Raw genomic sequence first — 22,591 nt, 5'->3', positions numbered from 1 at the left:
CATGGCCCGACAAATCCCACCGGATAACCGCCATCTCCGCGACAACGAGCCTTTGCGCGACGGCACCAGCCTGATGGCCTTCCTGCACGTGCTGAAAAAAGCCCATATCGAGCTGGATGGCCACGCTCAGGCCCATCAGCGTTTCCAGCGGGTGACGACACGCGGCGAAGCGCGGCAATACATCGAGGACCTGATGCCGCCACTGCTGGCCGAGCGTGACCGGCAAAGACGGGCGCGACGCTAGCAGTCGTTCGGGATGGGGATGCAGGATCTGGAGCACGTCGGCCCGCTCGCCGACGTGCTCCAGCAGGAGGGCTATCAGGCGCCGGCGTCGTGGGCGCCTTCATCGCCGTGATGCGGCAGTTTGTGCGAGACCTCGTCGAGCTTGTCGCCGAGCACGCGCCGCACGACCACGTAGAACACGGGGATCAGCAGCAGCCCGAGGAAGGTCGCGAACAGCATGCCGCCGATCACGCCCGTGCCGATTTCGTGCCGCGACGAAGCCCCTGCGCCGGTCGAAATCACCAGCGGGAAGACACCCAGAATGAAGGCCATCGAGGTCATCAGGATCGGGCGCAGCCGCAGCTTGCCGGCGCTCAGCACGGCGTCGTAGAGCGTCATGCCCTTGGCCTGTCCCTCCACCGCGAACTCCACGATCAGGATCGCGTTCTTCGCCGCAAGGCCGATCACCGTCACGAGACCGATCTTGAAGTAAATGTCGTTAGGAATGCCGCGCATCAGGCAGAACGCCAGCATGCCGAGCATGCCCAGGGGCACCACGAGCAGGACGGCGACCGGGATCGACCAGCTCTCGTACAGTGCGGCAAGACACAGGAACACCACCACGATCGACAGGATCATCAGCAGCGTCGCCGAATTGCCGGCCAGAATTTCCTGGTACGACTGACCTGTCCAGTCCGCGGCGAAACCCGATGGCAGCGCGGTGTCGACGATATGCTGCAGGGTCTTCATGGCCTCGCCGGTCGAATAGCCCGGCGCCGGGTTGCCGACGATCTCGATGGCGGAGTAGCCGTTATAGCGCGGCAACGCGACCGGACCCACATCCCAGTGCGTCTTCACGACGCTGGACAGGGGGACCATGTTGTACGGACTGAGCGAGGTATTGCTCGCGGAGGGATTGACGGTGGTCAGATAGCCGCTGGTGTTGGTGGTATCGGCGTATGAGCTGGCCGCGCCGGTCGAGGCGCTGCTGATTCCGCTCGGCGTATAGATGTGCTGGAACGCATCCACGCCCATCCGGTAGGGCGCGTCGGCCTGCAGATACACCCGCTTGACACGCCCCCCATAGGTGAACTGATTCACATAGTACGGGGCCAGCTCCATCTGGATGGCGTTGTAGACATCGGTCAGCGAGAGCCCCATGGCCTGCGCGTGTACGCGATCGACGGACATCTCCAGTTGCGGTGCATCGGGCAACGAATTGGGACGAATACCGTATAGCGTCGTGTTTTTGGCGGCGTTGCCCAGCAGAATATGTTCAGCCTGCGCCAGTTGCGCGCGCGACTGGCCCGCGCGAGCCTGCAGGAACATATCGATGCCGCCGAACTGGCTCAGGCCGCGGATGGTGGGGAGATTGACGACGAAGACCTGCGCGTCGGGAATCCCGTGCAATATCCTGTTGGCTTGCGGAATCAGTTGCATCGCGGTTTCCGGGCGCTTGTCCCAGTCGGTCAACTGGATGAACGCCATGCCCACGTTTTCGCTATTGCCCACGAAGCTGAAACCTTCAATCTGGAACACGGCGGCAATGTCTTTGCTGATGGGACTATGCTTGAGCTTGTCCGAGACTTCGGCCATGGCCTGGTCGGTGCGCTGGATCGTGGCGCCTGTCGGCAGGTTGACGAGCGCGAGCATGAAACCCTGGTCCTCATCCGGGACAAAGCTGGTGGGCAGACGCGTGTACAGAAAACCTGCCAGCATAGCCAGCAGCACGAAGACAATCATCCAGCGCGGCGCGTGACGCACCGCACCGCCGATCTGGCGAATGTAGGTCCGGTTGATACGTTCGAGACCGCTGTCGAACCAGCGGAAGACTACGTTCTTATGCTCGTCGTGCGTCGGTCTGAGAATGGCCGCACACAGTGCCGGTGTGAACGACATGGCAAGGAAAGCCGAAACGATCATGGATACGGCGATCGTCAGGGCAAACTGCGCATAGATGATGCCGGTGGCGCCCGGTTGCAACGCCGACGGCACGAACACCGCAGCCAGCACGACGGTGATCGCAAGGATCGCGCCGGTAATCTGGCCCATTGCCTTGCGGGTGGCCTCCCGTGGTGGGAGACGCTCTTCCGTCATGATGCGCTCGACGTTCTCGATCACCACGATCGCATCGTCCACCACAATGCCGATGGCGAGCACCATGCCGAACAGCGTGAGCTGATTGAGCGTGTAGTGCAGCAGCGAGAGGCCGATAAAGGTGCCCAGCAACGCCACGGGAATGACGAGCGTTGGAATGATCGTGGCGCGCAGGTTCTGCAGGAAAATCAGCATCACCACGAAGACCAGCACGATGGCCTCGAGCAGCGTGCGGACCACGTCGGTGATCGAGGCGGTAATGAACGGCGTCGTGTCGTAAGGCACATCCCACTTGACGCCGGCGGGCAGATCCTTGGCGAGAATAGCCATCTCGGCCTTCACGGCCTTGGCGACCGCGAGGGCGTTGGCGCCGGGCAGCAGATACACGCCCATGCCGCCGGCGGCCTTGCCGTTGTAGACCGAGGCCGAGCCGTAGGTTTGCGCGCCGAAGGTGATGCGGGCAACGTCGCTCAGCCTGACGACGGTGCCGTTGCTATTGGTCAGCAGGATGATGTCGCGGAACTGCTTGAGCGAGGAAAACAGCGTATCGCCGGACACGGTCGCGGTAAACGTTTGCCCCTTGACGGCCGGATCGGCGCCGAGCGAACCCGTCGCGAACTGCGCGTTCTGCGCGCTGACGGCGTTGAGCACCTGGGTGGTGGACAGGCCGTAGCCCTGTAGCTTGTCCGGATTCAGCCAGATCCGCACGGCGTATTCCGAGCCGAGCATGAAGGTGTTGCCCACCCCATTGACCCGCGCGATGACCGGCTGGATCTGCGAAGCGATGATGTCGCTCAGGCGCGAGGCGTCGATGGCCGGATTGTTCGACTGCAGCGACACGAACATCAGGATGTCGGGACTCGCCTTGGCGACGACGACACCCTGCTGGGTGACCTGGGTCGGCAGCAGCGGCTGGGCCAGACTGACCTTGTTCTGCACCTGCACTTCCGCCGTATCCGGATTGGTGCCGGTCGCGAAGCTCAGCGTGATGGTGACGGTGCCGTTGGAGTTGGACGCCGAGCTGAAGTACAGCAGGTTGTCGATGCCGGTGAGCTGCTGCTCGATCACCTGGGTCACGGTCGACTCCATGGTCGCCGCGCTGGCGCCAGGGTAGGTTGCCGTGACGGTGACTTCAGGCGGTGCGATGTCCGGGTAGGAATCGATGCCGAGATTGAGCATCGAAATCACGCCGAGGATACAGATCAGAATCGGGATCACCCAGGCAAAAACCGGGCGATCGATAAAAAAGCGGGGCATGGGGCGGCTTCCTTATTGTGCGTTGCCGGCGCTCTGCGCGCCTGCAGCAGGGGCAGAACTGCCTTGCGGCGAGGCTGCTGCCGGGGCGTGCCACGGGCTTGCCTTGACCTGGGCGCCCTCATGTGCGCCTTGCAGGCCTGAGACGATCACCTGCTCGCCGGCCGTGAGACCGCTAGTGACGATCCAGTCGGTGCCGGCGTTGTCGGTGGCGGTGACGTCCTTGCGCGCCACCTTGCCGCCGGCGTCGACGATCATTGCGTAGGCGCCGACCGTGTCGCGTTGCAGCGCCTCTTGCGGCACCAGGAAGACATCGTGCTGCTGGCCGAGGTTGACGTTCAGCGTCACGTACATGCCGGGCAACAACATGTGCTGGGCGTTCGGCACCCGCGCGCGCAGGTTGACGGCGTCGGTGGTCGCGTTGACGGTGACGTCGGAGAAATCCAGTACACCTGACTGATCGTACGGGGTGCCATCCGGCAAGACGATCTGCACCGTGGTCTGATCCTGCTGGGCGAGCGCGACATTGCCGCGGCGGTTCGCTTCCCGCAACGTCAGCAGATCCGCCGCGCTGATGGTGAAGTTCACGTAGAGCGGATCGATCTGGTTGACGGTCGTGAGGAGGGTGCCGCCGGAGCCGGCGTCGCTCGTGCTGCTGCCTACCACGGCGCCGACGGTCACCTGCTGCTGGCTGGCGACGCCGCCGATCGGCGAGGTCACTTTGGTATAGCCGAGGTTGACCCGCGCGCTGTCGACCAGCGCCTGGTCTGCCTTGACCTTGGCTGCGTCGGTGCGCACGGTCGCGTCGGCGTTGTCCACGGTCTGCTGCGACACGGAGCCGGCCGGCAACAGCTTGTGATAGCGCTCCGCGTTGACGCGGTCGTTCAACCAGGTAGCCTCGTCTTCGCCGAGCACGCCGAGGTCGTTGTTGAGCTGGGCCTGATAGTAGGCAGGGTCGATTTCGAACAGCACCTGGCCGGGCTTGACCTCGCTGCCTTCGGTGTAGACCCGCCTGAGCAGGACGCCGGAGACGCGCGCGGTGACGTTGGCGCTGAGGTAGGGCGCGAGCCGTCCGATCAGGGGGCGCGTGAGCGCAATGCTTTGCGGTTCGACAGTGACGACGCCGACCTGGGCGGGCGGCGGTGCCGGCGGCTGACCGTGACCGCTGCAGGCGGAAAGCGCGGCGAGTGCCGACAGCGCGAACAGGCCAAAGCACAACGTGTGATGTTTCATTGCGACAGGACTCCTGATGTTTGTTCCAACGGCTGCTGTGGGGAGGACGTATTGGCGCTTACCGCGGCGCCTTTTGCGTCATCCCACTGCCAGCCGCCGCCGAGATTCTTGACCAGCGTGACGCTGCTTTCGGCGAGCGAAGCCTGCGTGTCCTTCAGGTTCTGCTCGGCCTGTAACAGCGTGAGCTGCTGGGTGAGCAGGCTCTGCTCGCTGGCCGTGCCGGCCTGCAACTGGGCCTGTTCGCTCGCGAAGAGCTGGCGGTTGCGCTGGTAGATGTGGGCGAACGCCTGTTCCTGCTGCTGCAGATGGTTGTACGAAGACAGGCTGTCCTCGACGTTCTGGAACGCCGTCAGCACGGTTGCGCGGTAGGTCGCAACCTCTTCGTCGTAGGTGGCTTCGGCCTCGTGGACCGCCGCCGTGCGCGCGCCGCCATCGAAGATCGTCGCGGCCAGATCCGGGCCGAGCGTCCAGAAGCGGCTCGGCAGCGAGAACAGGTTCGCCAGCGTGTTGTGCTCGAAGCCGCCTTCCGCGGAAAGCGTCAGGGTCGGGAAGAAGGCCGCCTTGGCGACGCCGATCTTGGCGTTGGCCGCCGCCGCCGTGCGTTCCGCGTTGACCACGTCGTAGCGCCGTTCGAGCAGTTGGGAGGGAAACCCGAGCGGCACCGAGGGGGTGGCGAAGGCATAGTCGCGCTGCGGCGGCAGGGAGAAGCTGGCCGGCGGCGTGCCGATCAGCACGGCGATGGCATGCTCGTCCTGCTCGCGCGAGGTCTCGGTGGTTTGCAGGTCGGCAATCACGGCTTCCAGCGTGTCCTGTGCCGTGAGCACGTCGTCGTTCGACGCAGTGCCCTGCAGAAAACCGGCCCGCGTCATCTCCAGAATGCGGGCGTCGAGCTGTTGCTGCTGCTGGAGCGAATCGATGTCGATATCGGCCTGGCGCAGCGCGAAGTAGTCGGAGGCGACGCTCGCCGCGATCGACAGGCGTTCGCCGGCAAGCTGCGCGTCGCTCGCCTCGGCGCTGGCTTTGGCCGACTCGATCTCGCGCCGGACTTCGCCCCACAGGTCGAGCTCCCAACTCGCGGAGAGATCCGCGGTGGCGAGGTTGGTCACGCTGCCCGCGCCTGTCGTGCTGGCCCCGGCGCCGGTGCCGCTGCGCGATCCGGAGAGGCCCGCGCCGACGGTCGGAAAGAGGCTCGCGGTGTTGGCGTCGACCGTGGCCTTGGCGAGCCGGTAGGCGGCTTCCGCGGCGGCGATCGACTGATTCGCCTTGAGCGACTGCTCGATCAGATGAGACAGGGTGTCGTCGCGATAGTCGAGCCACCAGGTGCTCGAAATCGCACCTTGCGGGTCGGCCTGCGCGCGCTGCCAGTCGGCTCCTTCCTTGAAGGTGGCGGGAAGGTCCAGTGCGGGCCGGCGGTAATCGGGACCCACGGCGCAGGCCGCGATGCAGAGCGTGGCAACGAGGGCGCAGCCGAGCCGCAGGCTGCGCCCTGATGACCGCACCGGCTTGCGGCGGTGCGTGTCGGGCGATAAAACGGTCGGGCGCAAGAGGCGATCTTTGCGAATAGGACTACTTATCTTCGAAATAGAGCGCGCAAGTCGACCGGGTGGAAACAGGTTGCTCAAGTGAACTCCGTTTGGCCGTATACAAGACTTCGATGTCGTCCGGAAACGGATGAGCACCGCAGGGCTTTCGTGCTCGACATCGGGCGAGCGCAACGGCAGGGTGAGCGGGTCGTCTTGTCCGATGAACCGAACGCACGAGCACGTTAAATGAAATCGCGGCTGGATAAATTTCAGTTTGAAATAATCGGAAAAACGCGCTAATGCCGGCTTTCGCGAGGCCAGTTATGATCCGGTCATGTGATTGAATGGGCGGCCGGTGTGTCGCAAGACATGCCGTGGTGTTAAACAGGCCTGAAAGGAGCGTGTGCGTGGAGGGTGAAACGATTCAGGTTCTGCTGGTAGACGACGACGCCGGCCTGCGCGACCTGCTCAGAAAGTTCTTTCAGCAGCGCGGCATCGAGTTTTCGGTCCTGCATAACGCCACCAATCTGGCGAACCGGCTGGCACTGGAGCGGCCGTCTATCGTGGTGCTGGATGTGATGATGCCGGGCGTCGACGGACTGACCGCACTCAGGCAATTGCGCGAGATGGGCGATGCGATTCCCGTCATCATGCTGACGTCGCTCGCGGAAGACCTGGACCGGGTGGTCGGTCTCGAGTTCGGCGCCGACGACTATCTCGGCAAGCCGTTTACGCCGCTCGAATTGCTGGCGCGCATCAAGGCGGTGCTGCGCCGCCATTCGAGCCGGGCGCCGCTGGTTGCGAGCGGCCGCGCAACGTACCGCTTCGGCAGGTTCCGCCTGGATACGGCGGCGCGGGCCCTGTTCTGCGACGACAAGCGGATCAAGCTGACCGGCACGAACTACGCGCTGCTTGAAGTGCTGGCCACGCATCCGATGGAAACCTTGTCGCGCGCGAAGCTGCTCGACTTGCTGTACGGCCCGGATGTGGATATCACCGAGCGCGGCATGGACCTCTCGGTGTGGCGGCTGCGCAGACTGCTGGAGGAGGATCCGTCGCAACCTTGCGTGATCCAGACGGTACGCGGCGTGGGGTATATGTTCGTGCCGACCGACAGCGACGATGAAAAACCCGTTTAACACGATCTTCGGCCGCGCTGCGCTGATGACGACGAGCCTGCTGGTGCTGGCCTACATGGCGTCGCTCGTCGTGCTCGGCTTCGAAGCCAACGAGATACACGCTGAACATGCCTCCCGCGGCGTGCAGGTGGTCGAAGAGGCGCGGCGCGACAGTATCGAGGCGGCCCGGCACATTGCGGCGACGCTCGGCTCGACCTATCTGGATGCGGACGATGCGACGCCCGGTAACGAGCCGCCTTCGCCGCGGGACACGCACGGATTCTACGAGAACGCGCTGCGCAAGAATTTGCCGCCGGGCAGTCAGGTCGTGCTGGCCGCGGATACGGGCACGGTCTGGGTCCGTTACGCCGGCGACACCCGCTGGCTGCGGATACCGGACGCCACCCTGACCAAAGGCCGCGTGCATGCCGCGTTGGGATTGATGCTTGCACTGGCGATCCTGGTGGCGTTCCTCGGCGCATGGCAGGCGCAACGGCCGCTGCGCAGGCTGGCCACTGCGGCGCGCGAATTCCGTATCGGCGTCAGCACGCCGGTGGTGAAAGTGAGCGGCCCGCGCGAGGTGGCGGAACTCATCACCCGTTTCAACGAGATGATTCGCGAAATCAGCGAATACGAACAGGAGAGGGCGATGATGCTGGCGGGCGTCGCTCACGATTTGCGCACCCCGCTCACGCGCATGCAGGTGCGCGCAGACCTGCTGCCGGACGGCGCGGAACGGATCGGTTTTCTCGGCGACGTCGAATCGCTCGGCAGGATCGTCACGCAGTTCCTCGACTTCGTGCGCGACCGTGCGGACGGCTCGCCGCTTGTGTCTGTCGATGCCTTTTGCCAGAGTCAGTACGGCAGCGTTCCCCGTGACGAGGACGCAGAAGACTCGCTGGTGAAACTCGATCTGCACGCGGGCGGCCAGTTCAGATTGCCGCTGGTCGATCTCGACCGCATTCTCGCCAACCTGCTGGAAAACGCCATGACGTATGGCGAGCCGCCTGTCGAAATCACCACGGTCGTGCAGCACGGCCTCTATACGATGACGCTGCGCGATCACGGCCCCGGCATTCCCGACGATCAGCTTGACCACGCCATGCAGCCGTTCGTGCGTCTCGACACCGCTCGCGGCGGCGACGCCCATTGCGGCCTGGGACTCGCGATTGTGCGACGACTGGTACGCCGCAACGGCGGGACGCTGGGTGTCGCCAATGCGGCGGACGGTGGGTTGGTGGTGACGTTGGTTTTTCCGGATCGGATGGGGTGATCGGGTATCCCTACGTTTATCCGGCAACGTGACGTCCTGACGCGCGTTGCAAGTTGACGATAGTCGAAAGTTTTCCAAGGGGTGGTTGGTGCCGGGCGGCGCTCCGTAATTCACGGGGCCAGGAATGGTTATCGCAGATTCAGGGGAAAGCAAGTTATTAATTCTTTCTTCGTAAGGAGATGCAGTTTGATTAACATCACTGCTCCGGTCCGCGATATCGACTACCCGTCCACTCAACTCCTCCCATCATGGGCAGTCCACCCGAATCCCCTCGCCTGATATCGCTCCCGGACAGCGAAAATAGCGCTATCTCCATCCGCGCCAAAGCCCTGGTCTTCGTCGATCCCGCCTCGGTCGAAATTCTGCGCGTCATCGAGCAGGTGGGACCCAGTTCGGCTTCGGTCCTGATTCTCGGCGAGACCGGGACGGGCAAGGAACTGGTGGCCCGTCACATTCATCATGTCAGCGGCCGCAGCGGCGCGTTCATCGCCATCAATTGCAGCGCCATCAATCCGCAACTGGCGGAGAGCGAACTGTTCGGCCATGAGGTGGGGGCGTTTACCGGGGCGCATAGCCGGCGTACCGGATACTTCGAAGAGGCCAACGGCGGCACGCTCTTTCTCGACGAAATAGGCGATCTCGCACCGGAACTGCAGGCCAAGCTGTTGCGGGTGCTGCAGGAGGGCGAAGTGACGCGTGTGGGGACGAACCGCGCCAGGCCTGTCGATGTTCGTGTGGTCGCGGCAACCAATGTCGATCTCGAACGCGCGGTACTGGCGGGCAACTTCCGCATGGACCTGTTCTACCGGATCAGCCTGGTACGGTTGAGGCTGCCGCCGTTGCGCGAGCGGCCGCAGGACCTGCTGCTGCTCGCCGAATACTTCCTCACCCGCTATTGCACCCAGTTGAAGCGACCGCAGCCCATGTTGTCCGAGGCGACGGTTCAGGCGCTGCAGGCGTATCCGTGGCCCGGCAATATCCGGGAACTGGAAAACGTCATCCATTTGGCCTTGCTGGTGTCGACCGGTAACCTGGTCCGTCCGGAGCATCTTCAGTTCTCCGAAGCGCTGGCAGGCTATGCGAAGCCCGCCGGCCACGGTGAAGGTCCGCCGCAAGCGGAAATCAAGGCCGGCGTACTTCGGCTGTTCCGTTCGCCTGGCGAGAACCTGCTGCGCGACATCGAAGAACTGGTGGTGTGCGAGGCTTATGCCTATTCCCGCTTCAGTCAGGTACGAACGGCCCAACTCCTCGGTGTCACCCGTAATACGGTGCGCACTTTGCTGGTTCGACATGGTTTGCTGCAGGAAAGCCGCGCGGAATCCGCGTTGGACGAAGCCGAAGAATAGTCTTCGGCGATCCGATTCAAGTGGCGCTGCCTGTCGCTAGGCGGGGGACGCACGGGCCAGTTGCCGGGCCCGCGGCAAAACATGCTCGCCAACCCGGCTCGCCTCCTCGAGATTCGGATACGACGACAGCAGGAAAGTATGAATGCCAAGCCGGCGATACTCGTCAAGCCGGGCCGCGACCTGATCGTAACTTCCCACCAGCGCGGTTGCCGCGCCGCCGCGGATCAGACCCACGCCAGCCCAAAGATTCGGATAGACCTCCAGCCTCCGCATGGACCGCTCCGTCGACAGGACACGGTGACTCAGTTCGGTCTGGCGCCGCTGTCCCACCGATTCGTAGGAGGCGAGTTGCCGCTGCGCATCGGCAAACATCTGCTCGGAGATATCGTCCAGCAGTTGATCGGCGCGCGCCCAGGCTTCGCGTTCGGTCTCTCGCGCGATCACGTGAACCCGCAGACCAAAGCGAATCTGCCGCGCCAGTACGCCCGCTAGTGCGCGGATCCGGTTGATCCGTTCGCGCACCATGTCCGGCGGCTCCCCCCATAAAAGGTAAGAGTCCGCCTGGCTCGAGGCGACCTGCTCGGCCAGGGCCGAGGCGCCGCCGACGTGCAGCCAGGGCGGCGTGTCGAGCGGCACGCCGGGGTGATTCGGGCTCAACGTATAGTGTTGTCCGGCAAAGCTCTGACCCGGGCCGAGCCACAAACGCTTCATGACGCGCAGGAACTCGCCGGTACGGCGATAGCGCTCGTCATGGTCGAGAAAATCGCCGACCGAACGTTGCTCGTAAGCACTCGATCCCGTCACGGCGAACAGTTGCAGACGACCCTGACACATCTGCTGCAGGGTCGCCGCCTTGCGCGCCACATGGACCGGCTGCTCGAGCCCTGGACGAAACGTCACGAGGAAGCGGATCCTTTGGGTTGTCCCTGCCAGCAACGCGGAGACCAGCCACGGATCCTCGAAGCCGGCAGCCGTCGGTACCAGCAGGCCGTCGAACGCCGCCGCCTCGGCCGCCAGCGCGACACGCCGCAGGTAGGCCGGTGTGGCCGGCCGATAGTCCCGCATGAAGTTGGCCGGACGAGGCAGGCCGCTGTTGGCGAGATGCGGGCCATCGCCGTTGGTGGGCAGAAACCAGTTGAACTCGACTGTCACGGTTGACCTCGGATGACACCGCTCGGCATCGTCCCGGGACTTGCCTCGGGACCCTCGACCGATACAGCGTAAAAGCATTCGCGCGGGTTCGGCATGGCCGCGCCAAAGCGGCGCCAGGCATCGGCCAGGTCATGTCGAACGGCGGCCGGCGGGAAGCAGCGAAACAACAGGCCATCGCAGTGGCGGGCGGCTATCGCATACTCGTGCGCTGACTGCGGCAACCAGTAGACCGGAGGCATGGCCGCCGCCAGATCGGGAAGCTGCGCGTTCTCGACCTGGAAAAAGGTGCCGCGATATTGCAGCGGCATGCCTTGGCGTAAGGCCCGAAAGATAGTCAGGAACTCGACACACCGTTCGAGCCGCTGCGCATGGTTCAGATAGTCGCGTCCGGTATCGGTGGGCTCATCGAGTTCCATCTGCAGGATCAGGCGGCCCGTGCTTAGCGACTGCATACTCTGCGCAAGATGGGCGGCCACCACGGGCAGCATCGAGCCTACGCGCAGCCCAACCATCACGCGCAGATCGGGAATCTCGGCGGCGAGCGCCGCGGCCAGCATCCACGGGTCGGGCTCCTGCGGCTGGGTGGGCAACAGCACCGTGTCGACCCCCGCGGCTTGCGCGGCGCGCGCAAGCCCGATCCGGTCGGATAGCGCCAACGTGGCGCCGTCGTTCGTGGCAGCCAGTCGCAGAACGAGGTGCGGTGGAGTATGCGTCGCCAGCACGGGGTCAGAACTTATAGGAAATACGCACGCCGATGGTTCTCGGCTCACCCACCGCCGCCACGCTATCGCCCGGCAGGAAGAAGTTCTTCGTCAAGTCATACTGACGATTGAACAGGTTGCGCGCCCAGAACGTGAAGTCCCAATGTCCGCCCGGTGGCGTGACGGACACGCTCGCATTGACGAGCCAGTACGACTCGACGGTGTAACCCGGTCCGAGCAGCAGCAATTGCGAATACGTATCGTGGAAGCTGTAGTTCGTCTCCGCGCGGAACCGGTACCCGTCAGTACGCCAGTTGTAGGACACTTGACCACCGTAGCTCAGGCGCGGAAAGCTCAGCGCCGTTCCCTGGTAATTGGTAAACACATTATGACCGGCCGCCGCCGATGCCTGCGTATCGTACGTGACAAACGGCGCAGTGTATTTACCTTCCTTGTAGCCTACGTATTGGGAGATCGTGAGTCCTGCAATCGGATCCCATTCGAGCTCGCTTTCGAAACCGTTGATCTCCGATTTGGGTGCGTTCACGAAGGTGCCGATCAGCGATTGCGAGTTGCTGTCGTACACCGCCGACAGCACCTGCTGGTCGCGGTAATCATAGTGGAACACCGACGTGTTCAGGCGCAAGCTGCGGTTCAGGTCGCTTTTGAAGCCGGCCTCGTAGGCGGTCAGCGTTTCCGGCTTGAACGGCGCAAGCGCATCGGAATCCGTCGTGTTGTGCGCTGTGAAGCCGCCGGACTTGTAGCCCCGGCTGATGGTCGCGTAAAGCAGGGTCTTCGGCAGCAGGTTGTATTCGATGCCAATCTTGCCGGATGTCCCGTTCGAGGTGACCGACTGGTTCGGCGCGCTCGGGCTATAAAACGGGCTGAACGACGAGTCCGTTACCGAGCCGGACTCGAAATTGGTCAGGTCGCGGGTTTCGTGTTCCTGGCGCAAGCCGAAGATGCCGTGCAGACGGCTTGTGATGTCGTAGGTCGCCTGGCCGTAGACCCCGAGTGTGTTGACCTGCTGGTCGTACGCGGTCAAGGCCATGATGCCGAGGCGATCGGTGAAGTCCGAGTAAAACTTCTCGTCGAGGCTGTCGTGAGAATAGAACGTTCCCGCTACCCAGTGCAGCCGAGATTGCGGATTGTTGGAGGACACGCGGAATTCCTGGGTAAATTCGTTGACCGTGTCGTTGAAGTACTCGTCCGAGGCGCTGTAGCTTGTAGCGTCCCAGTCGGCGTATTCGCGGCGGTGCAGGAAGTTGTAGGCGGTGATGCTGGTCAACTGAACCAGACCGAGGCTGTACGTGGCGGTCAGGCTGATGCCGTTGCTGTCGTTGTCGCGGCCGGGTTTGGCATCGGGCGAGATTCCAACCAGGTGGGCAAACGCCGGACTCAAACCCCAGCCCGTCGCCGTGTAGTTCGTATCGGCCGGCACCAGGACCTGGCCGGCCCCGCCGGACAACGACGTAAACGGCTGGATCAACGATAGCCCTTCGTTGTCCGACTTGTCGAAACCTGTATGGGCTTCAAGATGGAATTTCAGGTCGCGTGTCGCATCCCAGTCGAGTTGTCCGCGTACCGCCGCGGTGTCGTTGTTGCCAAGCGATTGACCGGTGGCACGATTGGTCTGCCAGGCGCCGAAGTCCGAGGTCGAAAAGGCCAGGCGTCCACGCAAGGTGTCGCTGATCGGCCCTGAAATATAACCCTCGTTGTTGAACAGATTGTGCGAGCCGTACTCGGTCGTGATGCCCGCCTCGAACTCGTTGGTCGGCTTGTTGGTAATGAAGTTGATCGTGCCGCCCGTCGTATTGCGGCCGTACAGCGTGCCCTGCGGACCGCGCAGCACCTCGACGCGATCGATGTCGAAGATCTGTCCTTGCGTCTGGATCGGCAAGGCGTAAGCCACGTCGTCGACATTGACGCCCACCGTCGACGAGTTGTTCGCGCTGTAGTCGATAAAGCCCACGCCGCGGATTCTGAATTGAGGCTGGCCACCGCCGAACGCCGGCTCGACCTCGACGCTGGCCGTGGCGTGCTGGAGATCGTTGACGTTGTTGACGTTCATGTCCTTCAGGTCGCGACCCGAGAGAACGGACACGGAAGCCCCCACATCCTGGGCGGACTGCTTGCGCCGCTCCGCCGTGATGGTGACGCTCTTTAGCGTGGCAACCGGTTTCTCCGCGCTCGCGCGTGATGCGCGAGTGGCCGGTACCGCGCTAGCGGCTTCCGCCTGCGATGCCGGCGGTGAACTTGTCTGTGCATGCGCGGCAAGCGGCAGCGTCAGCAGTGCGGATGCGCTGACCGATGCGCTCAATAATTTTTGTTTCATCTCAATCCCCGAGGAACACGCTGCGTGGGCCAGCGCAAACACACGGCATACGCCGCGTGAAGACATGACTGGCCCTGTTGTGATCCGGCTCGCACCGGAAAGGCGGGGGCACCTTATGCAACTGCTGTGCCAATTCATTTAAGGCCTACGGCACGGGGATTTTCTGCATCGCAAGCAGGGGCGATGCTGGATTCGCGATCATCCATGCAACCCGCCTGCTGACTTTCCAGCACAAGCGCGGCGCGCGATCACGTCTGCTGCTTTTCCAGCACATTGCGTGGAAAACAACGCGCGGCTTGCGACGGTATTCGTGCAAGCCCATGAAAAGCCGGGGAATGCAACGTTGGCTCGCGTCTTGCTCATGGGGATCCCGTTTGAATCCCGCTTCTCACTTCAGGATTTTCATGAGCACTGCTTCGTCATCCGATACGCCGCTGCACGCGTCCCTCCAGGCACCCGACGCGGAACCTCGCTCCGTGCAGCGCCGCCAGTTCATCGCAGCGGCAGCCGCCGCATTGGCACTCGAATACGCGCGACCTGTCCTCGCGGCAGCCAATTCGACGCAGCAGGCGGATGCCTCGACGCCAAAACACGGCGGCACGTTACTGCTGATCGCACAGCCGGAGCCGCCCTCGCTGATTAATGCACTGACGCCGCATGTGGCTTCGCAATACGTCGGCGGCAAGATCTTCCAGGGCCTGTTGACGTTCGATACCCAACTGAAACCGGTGCCCGTGCTTGCGAGCAGCTGGACCTCGTCGCCTGACGGACTGCATCATGTCTTCACCCTGCAGGAAGGCGTGCGCTGGCATGACGGCCAGCCCTTCGATGCCCAGGACGTCGTGTTCACGTTGAACGAGATTGCGCCGCAGGCATTGCCGCGCATGAAACTGACGGCGGCCAAATACTTCGAGTCGATCGAAGCAAAGGGCGCCGGGCAAGTGGAAATCCGCCTGAAGAAGCCGTATGGCGGCCTGTTCGATCTGCTCGGCAGCGGCTTGCTGCCGATCTTGCCGCGCCATCTGTATGCGGGCAAGGATGCGCGCAGCAATCCGGCTAACCAGCATCCGGTGGGGACGGGGCCGTTCGTGTTCAAGGAGTGGAAGCATGGCGCCTATATCCGGCTCGAACGCAACCCGAACTATTGGAAGAAGGGCCTGCCTTACCTTGACGGCATCGTCTACAACATTCTTCCGGATGCATCGGCACGGGCGATTGCGTTCGAGCAGAACAACGTTCATGCACTGCGTGCGGGCGACGTCGATTACGCCGACGTCAAGCGGCTCTCGAAGCTGCCCGGTGTCGAGTCCACCACCAGCGGCTGGGAGTTGTTCTCCGGCATGGCCTTCCTCGAACTGAACCAGCGCAAGCCGCCGTTCGACAACGTGCTGGTTCGTCAGGCCGTGCTGCATGCGCTGAATCGCCAGTTTATCGTCGACAACATTTTCTTCGGCTTTGGCAAGGTCGCGACGAGCTCGTTCATTTCGACCACGCCGTTCTACGACCCAAATACGCCGCAGTTTCCGTATGACCCCGACCGCGCGCGGGCGTTGATCCGGCAATCGGGTGTCGACGTCGGCAAGACCACGCTGACCCTGGTCAACGGCGAGAAGGGCGGGGCGTGGGAGCGGGTGGCGGAATATACGCAACAGGCACTGAATCAGGTGGGCTTCAAGATCCGGGTGGAAACCACCGATGCCGCGAGTTGGTACGCTCACGTGGCGAACTGGGATTTCGATTTGAGCTACAACTTCCTGTTTCAGAATGCCGACCCGGAGTTCGGGGTGGCGCCGCTATATCGCGCCGACGGCATCTCGAAGGGCTCGCCGTTCAATAACGCCGAGGGATACAACAACCCGAAGGTCGATGCGCTCTGGGATGCCGCTGCGCAATCCACCGATCCGCTCAAACGCAAGCAGATCTACGGAGAAATCCAGACGCAGCTCGCCAACGATGCGGCGATCGCCAACATCTTCGAGATGGTCAACCCGACGCTGTATCGCAGTAACGTGCATAACCTGCTGCGTACGGCGACCAGCCTGAACGACAGCCTCGACACTACGTGGATCGGTTAACCATGCGCGGCGTGGTCTTTCCTGTTCTGTCGCGGCTCGGCAAGGCGTTCCTCGTCGTGCTGGGCGTGGTGGTGGTGAACTTCTTTCTGATCCGGCTGGCCCCAGGCGACCCGGCAATGGTGCTGGCCGGTGATGCCGGCTCGGGCGACGCCGCCTATGTGGCTCACCTGCGCGATGCCCTGGGTTTGAGCCGGCCGCTTGCCGAGCAGTTTTTCGTGTATCTCCGCAATCTGGCGTACCTCGACTTCGGCTACTCCTACCGCAGCCAGGAGCCCGTGTTGACGCTGGTGCTCGAGCGACTGCCCGCGACCCTGCTATTGATGGCGGCCGCGTTCGCCGTTTCGCTGGCAGGCGGCGTAGCGGCGGGCTTGATCGCCGCTTACGGCGAAACCCGCGATAACCGGTGGCAACGCTGGTTATCGCGCGGCATCAGCGCCGGCTCGTTGCTGATCTATGCCACGCCGCTGTTCTGGCTCTCGCTGATGTTACTGATCGTGTTTTCGGTGGTACTCGGCTGGCTACCTTCCTTCGGCATGGAAACCGTCGCGGCCGGCTATACGGGCTGGCGGCACCTTGTCGACGTCACCGCGCATCTCGCCTTGCCCGCGCTGTCGCTCGGCGCCGTGTACGGCACGGTCTACGTTCAGTTGACCCGTGCGGCCGTGCTGGATGTGATCGGCCTCGAGTTCGTCAAGACGGCACGTGCCAAGGGCGTCCCCGAGCGTCGCGTGCTGTTCGCGCACGTTCTGCGCAATGCACTGCTGCCGGTGATCTCGTTCGGCGGCATTCAGTTGGGACAGCTTGCAGGCGGCGCCCTGATTACCGAAACGGTGTTCGCGTGGCCCGGTCTGGGTAGCCTGATGTTCGACTCGCTGTTGCAACGCGACTACCCGGTTCTGTTAGGCATCCTGATCGTGGTGTCGGCGCTGGTCGTGGTGTTCAACGTGTTGACCGATCTGCTCTACCGGTTGGCCGATCCCCGCATTGCAGCTGGGGTAGCAGCATGACGCGACTCTTCTGGCGCCGGTTTCTAGGTGCACCCCGGACGCGGGCCGGCATGGCCGTGCTTGCCGTGCTCGTCGTACTTGCGTTGATCGCTCCGTGGTTCGGCACCTCGCCATGGAACATGGTTGCCGCACCTCTGATCGATCCGCTTACGCAGTGGCATCATCCGCTGGGCACGGACATGCTGGGCCGCGATGTCCTGACCGGACTGGTCTGGAGTACGCGTGCGTCGCTGGCGGTCGGTCTTGCAGCGACTGCCGCTACCTTGATGATCGGCACGGTAATCGGTGTGCTCGCCGGCTGGTTCGGCGGGTGGCTAGACGATCTGTTGATGCGGGTCACCGAACTCTTTCAGACGATCCCCCAGTTCGCGCTTGCCGTGGTGATCGCGGCCGTACTAGGCGCCTCGCTGAATTCGACGGTCGCCGCTATTGCGATCGCCTCGTGGCCGGTCGTCGCACGGGTCGTGCGGGGCGAGTTTCTGAGCCTGGCGCAGCGTGAGTTCATTCTGGCGGCCCACATGGTCGGACAGCGTCCGTTCACAATCGTCTTCAGACAACTGCTTCCCCATGCGCTTTCCCCCGTCGCAGTCCTTGGCTCCCTGATGGTCGGCAACGCGATCCTGACCGAATCGGCGTTGTCGTTTCTGGGTCTTGGAGATCCGGGTTTGATGAGCTGGGGTTTCATGATCGGCGCCGCGCGCAACATGATTCGCGAACACTGGTGGCTCAGCGTGTGGCCTGGGCTTGCGATCGTGGTGACGGTCCTCGCCATCAATCTGGTTGGCGAGGGATTGCGGCAAGCGCTTGCGGTGTCGCAACCTACGTGGCGGGGTGGTCGATGAGCATGGACATCAAGGCGCCCCTGCTGTCGATTGAGCACTTGACGCTGGCCTTACCCGGCGGGGCCGACCGTCCTCATGCCGTGCGAGATATTTCGTTGAAGCTTGAGCATGGCGAGGTGTTGTGCCTCGTCGGCGAATCGGGATCGGGCAAATCCATGCTCGCCGGCGCGGTAACGGGACTCCTTCCGCATGGCGCGCACCGGCAGACCGGACGTATCGTGTTTCGCGGCGAAGACCTCACGCAACGTAGCGCGTCGGCCATGCGCGAAATCCGCGGGCGTGACATCTCCATGATCTTTCAGGAGCCGATGTCGGCGCTCAACCCGTTGCAGACGATCGGCAGTCAGATCGAAGAGACGATGCGCGTGCATGGTGTACTGGCAAGACGGCACGAGAGAAGTGCCCGCGCCGCGCGCGTCGTGGAGCTGCTTGAACTCGTCGGTCTTCCGCAACCGGAACGGCTGCGGCACGCGTACCCGTTCTCGCTGTCGGGCGGCCAACGGCAGCGCGTCCTGATTGCGATTGCGCTCGTCCTCGAACCCTCGCTGCTGATTGCCGATGAACCGACCACCGCACTCGACGTCACGACCCAGGCCAAAATCCTTGAACTGATCAGGCAGGTTCAACGAAAAAGGCACATGGGGATCCTGTTTATCACGCACGATTTCGGCGTGGTGGCCGAGATCGCGGATCGTGTCGCGGTGCTGGAGCGAGGCGTGCTGGTCGAGTATGGCGAGGCGCATCAAGTGCTGAATCATCCGCGCCATCCGTATACGCGCCAGTTGATCGACGCCATCCCGCATGGACGTTTCCATGGCCGCCCCATTGCTGACGACATACCCGTGTTACTGGATGTGCAAGGCCTGAAGAAAGCTTATCCGGCACGAGAGGCGTCGTCCTTTGCCTTCTGGCGACAACGCGCAACGGTACCCGCGCTCAGCGACGTGAGCTTTACGCTGCGCCGTGGCGAAACGCTTGGCGTCGTGGGCGAATCCGGATCGGGAAAGTCGACGCTGGCCCGGGCGTTACTGCGCTTTAGCCGCTTGGAAAGCGGACATATCCGCTTCGAAGGACAGGACTTCGCCCATCTGGCGAACAAGACGCTGCGCCCTTTGCGCCGCCACATCCAGATGGTGTTTCAGGATCCGGTTGCCTCGTTGAACAGCAAGCAAACGGTGGGGCAGATCATTGCTGCGGGTCCGATTGCGTATGGCGTCCCGCCTGCGCAAGCCTATCGCGATGCGCGCGACCTGTTGACCCTGATCGGCCTTCCCGAACAGGCCGCCGAGCGCTATCCGCATCAATTCTCCGGCGGACAGCGGCAACGCATCAGCATCGCGCGCGCACTCGCGCTCGAACCGAAGATTCTGGTAGCCGACGAGGCCGTATCGGGTCTCGACGTTTCGGTGCAGGCCCATGTGCTGGAACTTCTGCAAACGATCCAGCAGAAGATGGGGATGGCGCTCATCTTCATCACGCACGATCTGCGCGTCGCCGCTCAAATCTGTCACCGTATTGTCGTGATGCGTGCCGGACAGATCGTCGAGACAGGGGAAGTCGCGCAGATTCTCGAATCACCCCAGCACCCGTACACACAGCAGTTGATCGGCGCCATACCGGGCAGACAGTCGCAATGGGGTGAGCGCACGAATGCCGCGACGGAGCGCGCCTGCTCCGTCGTCACACTGGATGAACAGAGAATACGATGAGCAATGCTTTCGACGAGAATTTGCTGACCGCGAACGTGGTAAACGGAACGGACATTGAAATCCGCCCCGGACGCGTACTCAATCTCACGAGCCACGAAGCGCACTCCGGTTCGCCGCATGCCGGTAGCGTGGTGTTTCTGGCGCACGGCGGAGGAGGGAATAAAAACCAGTGGCGTTATCAATGGACCTACCTGGTCGAGGCGGGCTACAACATCGTCGCATGGGACTTCCTTGGGCACGGCGCCAGCCCACGGCCACCTGCCAACACGCCGCTGGCGTATCAGGGCGAGCAGACGCTACTCGATTACCTCGCCATTTTCGATCGCTATAAGCGCGCCCACAACGTGCTGGCCGGACACTCGCTGGGTACGCGAAGCACGCTTGGTGTGTTGCAAAGACTTGCGGCGCAACAACGGCTAGCGGAAGTGAACGCTGTCCTGCTGCTCGGCACGCAACTGGCCGCACCTTCTCTCGGTGGCCTGCTGAATCTGCCCGCGTGGCTGTTCAGCCTGCTAAAGCCGGTGTTGGCAAAGCGGTTCCGTCGCCTCGCCTGGCATCCCGATAGCAATCCTGTTCTGATCGACTACGAAAGCCGGATATCCGACAGAAATTCGACGGCTGTGATGCAGACGGTGATACGCGGCGCGTGGCAGGTCGATCCGGCCCAGCTCGATGCACTGCGCTTGCCCATCGCCATCGTGTCGGGAGACCGTGACGGACTCACGCCGGCGGCCGGCGCCCGAGCCCTGGCTGAGAAGCTGCCGCAGGCGAGCTTCATCGAGCTGAAGGACTGCGGCCATCAGATCATGCTCGAGAAGCCTGACCAGGTGAACCAGGCGCTGCACGATCTTCTTGCCGTGCGGCAGCCGGCGTAACGCGTGCTGTCCTCACGCGGCTCCGCTTCACTCAAGTGAAGCTGCGGAGCCGCGAATCGGTGAGCCGTTAGATCGGTTAGATCGCGTTGAACGCAAAGTTTCCGGCGCCGCCGACACTCGCGTAGTGCTGCCGGGTGCGTTCGGTCGGCCTCACTGCAATCCGCTCGGCAAGGAGCGCACGGGTCAGGCTGAGCTGCCCGGCGCGCTCGGCCGCGGCAATGAGCGTTTGCGTGATGAGATCCCGCTGCGCGTGGCTGCCGCCGATGCGATACGCGTGGTAGCGCACCGGCACAATGAGCTCGACCGCGCGAGCGTATTCGCCTGCGGCAAAGGCCAATACGCCGTCGATCAGGCGACGACCCACCTCAGCCATCACTCTGTGGCTGTCTCCCTGGCCTTCACGCTTATAAAGCTCAAGCGAGCGGCGCAGGCGTTCGATATCCAGCGGGTTGCCGGCCCGCGCAACCGCGAGCGCAATATGCAGGTCGTTGAAGACCAGCACGTGATCGTCGACATGGGTCAGCCATTGCGCGGCCACGGCGCCCCAGCGATCTCCCACATCGGCCCCCGCCAGTTCCAGGCGCCAGAGCAGGGCGGAGGCATCGACGAGATCGAGCAGGAAGTCGCCTGGCAGTTTCGGCGCCACGTACTGATCGTAGTCGATCAGCACCTTGTCGAAGCGTTCTTCCTCAATCAGATACAGGGCGAGATGCCAGCCATTGTGGACGGCGAGCGCATGGGCGCGACGCCAGGACGGCCGGGCCGCCTGCAAGAACGCAATGCCCTCGGCCTGGCGGCTTTCCGTTTCCAGCACGTGTGCCACGGCATGAATCGCCCAACCGTCTTCGGCATTGCGTGCAATGGCGGCGTGAGCGATTTTTTCCGCGCGCCGCAGTTCGCCCGCTTCCTCGAGGCCGAACGCATACTGTCCGAGGATATAGCCGTAGTTTTCGCCTTGCGGGTCCCAGTGCGGTAGAACCCGCGCAATGGAATCGCGGATGCTGACCGATTGACCGAGGCAGAAGTAAGCGTCGTGAGCAAAGCGCAAGGCGAGCGCGTCGGTCGGATGGTCGACGAGGATGCTTTCCCAAAGATCGATCGCGCCGGCGATGCCACCTGCGGCCAAGGTCTTCACGGCGGCGAGGTGGCGGGTTTCGCGCGACGTTGTGCCGGCGCCGGCACGCTCGGCTGCGGCGAGGGCGGTGGCAACGCGCGGGTGATCGGCACGAAATCCGCCCAGCAAAAACAGCGAAGCGATCGCGCTGCTGCCCAGACTGAAGTCGGGATCCTCGTCCACCGCGTCCTGCAACCGGCCGACCGGGTCGCCCTTCCAGCCGAAGTAGTCCGAGATGGCGTGGTCGAGCGCTACGGCGGATTCTGCCGCTCCTGTCACCTGCAGGCCCTGGGCGTCCGTGACCATCAGAAGTGCGGAAGGATCGACACGAAATGCTGCAGGACGCCGCCGGCATATTCCGTGAAGACGGACAGCAGCGAGCCATCGACCGTGCCGGAAATTTCCCTGTGGAGGCAGGCCAGAACGGCAGCGACCAGCAGCACGGTGCTGACCTGCCTAACGGAAACGCGATGCTGGTCCGATGGCGCGGTGGTGCTTTCCGTCGCGTCGTCGAGCGCGCTATGAGGGTGGTAGCCGATTCCCTTCATGGGTGGTCCGTAGGTGGGTTTCAACCTGTCGAGTGTCCGCAATCGCGCGACCGTACCGAACTAATCTTTTCGCATATGCATAGCAGTGCCACGTCTTTGGAATTTCACCACGAAGCGCGCCGAAGCGGCCGCCGGGCCTTGATTCGTTTTCCGAAAACCAATCCATA

The 22,591-nt window shown here is 63.2% G+C and carries 17 protein-coding genes; 9 read left to right on the top strand and 8 right to left on the bottom strand.

Translation table 11 applies throughout. The annotated features are described in order from the left end of the window. Position 1: 1 nt before the first annotated feature. Positions 2-244, top strand: a complete 243-nt coding sequence (locus tag BUS12_RS21550) for a hypothetical protein (RefSeq protein WP_074299146.1) — start codon at positions 2-4, stop codon at positions 242-244. 74 nt (positions 245-318) lie between these two features. Here BUS12_RS21550 and BUS12_RS21545 read toward each other — a convergent pair whose 3' ends face one another. Genes BUS12_RS21545 through BUS12_RS21535 form a run of 3 tightly spaced genes read right to left on the bottom strand, consistent with a single transcriptional unit; the run spans position 319 to position 6,350 of the window. After that, positions 319-3,576 carry an efflux RND transporter permease subunit gene (locus BUS12_RS21545; protein ID WP_074299143.1) on the bottom strand — a complete coding sequence of 1,086 codons (3,258 nt, stop codon included), beginning with the start codon at positions 3,574-3,576 and terminating at the stop codon, positions 319-321. A 12-nt stretch (positions 3,577-3,588) separates the two neighbouring features. Then, complete coding sequence (locus tag BUS12_RS21540; protein ID WP_074299140.1) at positions 3,589-4,806, bottom strand: efflux RND transporter periplasmic adaptor subunit; 1,218 nt, start codon at positions 4,804-4,806, stop codon at positions 3,589-3,591. Beyond that, positions 4,803-6,350 carry an efflux transporter outer membrane subunit gene (locus BUS12_RS21535; RefSeq protein WP_083640548.1) on the bottom strand — a complete coding sequence of 516 codons (1,548 nt, stop codon included), beginning with the start codon at positions 6,348-6,350 and terminating at the stop codon, positions 4,803-4,805. The genes BUS12_RS21540 and BUS12_RS21535 overlap by 4 nt, the downstream gene beginning before the upstream one ends. A gap of 386 nt (positions 6,351-6,736) precedes the next feature. On the opposite strand from BUS12_RS21535, the gene BUS12_RS21530 reads away from it, so the two are divergent. The 3 genes from BUS12_RS21530 to BUS12_RS21520 all read left to right on the top strand — a co-directional run bounded on the left by BUS12_RS21530 (position 6,737) and on the right by BUS12_RS21520 (position 10,066). After that, a complete protein-coding gene (locus BUS12_RS21530; protein ID WP_074299138.1) occupies positions 6,737-7,468 on the top strand; it encodes a response regulator in 732 nt (243 codons plus the stop codon). Continuing rightward, complete coding sequence (locus BUS12_RS21525; RefSeq protein ID WP_074299136.1) at positions 7,452-8,720, top strand: ATP-binding protein; 1,269 nt, start codon at positions 7,452-7,454, stop codon at positions 8,718-8,720. Before BUS12_RS21530 ends, BUS12_RS21525 begins: the two co-directional genes overlap by 17 nt. A gap of 248 nt (positions 8,721-8,968) precedes the next feature. Next, on the top strand, positions 8,969-10,066 hold the full coding sequence (locus tag BUS12_RS21520; RefSeq protein WP_074299135.1) for a sigma-54 interaction domain-containing protein: 1,098 nt from the start codon (positions 8,969-8,971) through the stop codon (positions 10,064-10,066). Between the two features lie 36 nt (positions 10,067-10,102). Here BUS12_RS21520 and BUS12_RS21515 read toward each other — a convergent pair whose 3' ends face one another. The 3 genes from BUS12_RS21515 to BUS12_RS21505 form a co-directional block, all read right to left on the bottom strand. Then, on the bottom strand, positions 10,103-11,218 hold the full coding sequence (locus BUS12_RS21515; RefSeq protein WP_074299133.1) for an LLM class flavin-dependent oxidoreductase: 1,116 nt from the start codon (positions 11,216-11,218) through the stop codon (positions 10,103-10,105). After that, positions 11,215-11,874 carry an LLM class flavin-dependent oxidoreductase gene (locus tag BUS12_RS21510; protein WP_171991694.1) on the bottom strand — a complete coding sequence of 220 codons (660 nt, stop codon included), beginning with the start codon at positions 11,872-11,874 and terminating at the stop codon, positions 11,215-11,217. Before BUS12_RS21510 ends, BUS12_RS21515 begins: the two co-directional genes overlap by 4 nt. 70 nt (positions 11,875-11,944) lie before the next feature. Further along, complete coding sequence (locus tag BUS12_RS21505; RefSeq protein ID WP_074299129.1) at positions 11,945-14,254, bottom strand: TonB-dependent receptor; 2,310 nt, start codon at positions 14,252-14,254, stop codon at positions 11,945-11,947. A 404-nt stretch (positions 14,255-14,658) separates the two neighbouring features. Here BUS12_RS21505 and BUS12_RS21500 point away from each other — a divergent pair, with 404 nt between their 5' ends. Genes BUS12_RS21500 through BUS12_RS21480 form a run of 5 tightly spaced genes read left to right on the top strand, consistent with a single transcriptional unit; the run spans position 14,659 to position 20,762 of the window. Continuing rightward, on the top strand, positions 14,659-16,329 hold the full coding sequence (locus tag BUS12_RS21500) for an ABC transporter substrate-binding protein (protein ID WP_083640544.1): 1,671 nt from the start codon (positions 14,659-14,661) through the stop codon (positions 16,327-16,329). A 2-nt stretch (positions 16,330-16,331) separates the two neighbouring features. Then, positions 16,332-17,336 carry an ABC transporter permease gene (locus BUS12_RS21495; protein ID WP_074299127.1) on the top strand — a complete coding sequence of 335 codons (1,005 nt, stop codon included), beginning with the start codon at positions 16,332-16,334 and terminating at the stop codon, positions 17,334-17,336. Then, entirely contained in the window at positions 17,333-18,178 is an 846-nt protein-coding gene (locus BUS12_RS21490) for an ABC transporter permease (RefSeq protein ID WP_074299125.1), read from the top strand. The genes BUS12_RS21495 and BUS12_RS21490 overlap by 4 nt, the downstream gene beginning before the upstream one ends. 2 nt (positions 18,179-18,180) lie before the next feature. Further along, entirely contained in the window at positions 18,181-19,887 is a 1,707-nt protein-coding gene (locus tag BUS12_RS21485; protein ID WP_074299123.1) for an ABC transporter ATP-binding protein, read from the top strand. Beyond that, a complete protein-coding gene (locus BUS12_RS21480) occupies positions 19,884-20,762 on the top strand; it encodes an alpha/beta fold hydrolase (RefSeq protein WP_074299121.1) in 879 nt (292 codons plus the stop codon). The genes BUS12_RS21485 and BUS12_RS21480 overlap by 4 nt, the downstream gene beginning before the upstream one ends. A 76-nt stretch (positions 20,763-20,838) precedes the next feature. On the opposite strand, the gene BUS12_RS21475 is transcribed toward BUS12_RS21480, so the two are convergent. Next, entirely contained in the window at positions 20,839-22,182 is a 1,344-nt protein-coding gene (locus BUS12_RS21475) for a tetratricopeptide repeat protein (protein WP_074299119.1), read from the bottom strand. Continuing rightward, positions 22,182-22,424, bottom strand: coding sequence for a hypothetical protein (locus BUS12_RS21470; RefSeq protein ID WP_074299117.1), 243 nt, complete (start codon positions 22,422-22,424; stop codon positions 22,182-22,184). Before BUS12_RS21470 ends, BUS12_RS21475 begins: the two co-directional genes overlap by 1 nt. Between the last annotated feature and the right edge of the window lie 167 nt (positions 22,425-22,591).

Origin of the sequence: Paraburkholderia phenazinium, from assembly GCF_900142845.1 — a bacterium.
Lineage (GTDB): Bacteria > Pseudomonadota > Gammaproteobacteria > Burkholderiales > Burkholderiaceae > Paraburkholderia > Paraburkholderia phenazinium_A.
Note: the sequence above shows the minus strand (reverse complement) of the source record. Positions and strands in the feature narration are given on the sequence as shown.

Coding starts and splice junctions, on each gene's coding strand:
- BUS12_RS21550 (WP_074299146.1), top strand. CDS start 2: ATGGCCCGACAAATCCCACCGGATAACCGCCATCTCCGCGACAACGAG.
- BUS12_RS21545 (WP_074299143.1), bottom strand. CDS start 3,576: ATGCCCCGCTTTTTTATCGATCGCCCGGTTTTTGCCTGGGTGATCCCG.
- BUS12_RS21540 (WP_074299140.1), bottom strand. CDS start 4,806: ATGAAACATCACACGTTGTGCTTTGGCCTGTTCGCGCTGTCGGCACTC.
- BUS12_RS21525 (WP_074299136.1), top strand. CDS start 7,452: ATGAAAAACCCGTTTAACACGATCTTCGGCCGCGCTGCGCTGATGACG.
- BUS12_RS21520 (WP_074299135.1), top strand. CDS start 8,969: ATGGGCAGTCCACCCGAATCCCCTCGCCTGATATCGCTCCCGGACAGC.
- BUS12_RS21505 (WP_074299129.1), bottom strand. CDS start 14,254: ATGAAACAAAAATTATTGAGCGCATCGGTCAGCGCATCCGCACTGCTG.
- BUS12_RS21500 (WP_083640544.1), top strand. CDS start 14,659: ATGAGCACTGCTTCGTCATCCGATACGCCGCTGCACGCGTCCCTCCAG.
- BUS12_RS21495 (WP_074299127.1), top strand. CDS start 16,332: ATGCGCGGCGTGGTCTTTCCTGTTCTGTCGCGGCTCGGCAAGGCGTTC.
- BUS12_RS21490 (WP_074299125.1), top strand. CDS start 17,333: ATGACGCGACTCTTCTGGCGCCGGTTTCTAGGTGCACCCCGGACGCGG.
- BUS12_RS21485 (WP_074299123.1), top strand. CDS start 18,181: ATGGACATCAAGGCGCCCCTGCTGTCGATTGAGCACTTGACGCTGGCC.
- BUS12_RS21480 (WP_074299121.1), top strand. CDS start 19,884: ATGAGCAATGCTTTCGACGAGAATTTGCTGACCGCGAACGTGGTAAAC.
- BUS12_RS21475 (WP_074299119.1), bottom strand. CDS start 22,182: ATGGTCACGGACGCCCAGGGCCTGCAGGTGACAGGAGCGGCAGAATCC.
- BUS12_RS21470 (WP_074299117.1), bottom strand. CDS start 22,424: ATGAAGGGAATCGGCTACCACCCTCATAGCGCGCTCGACGACGCGACG.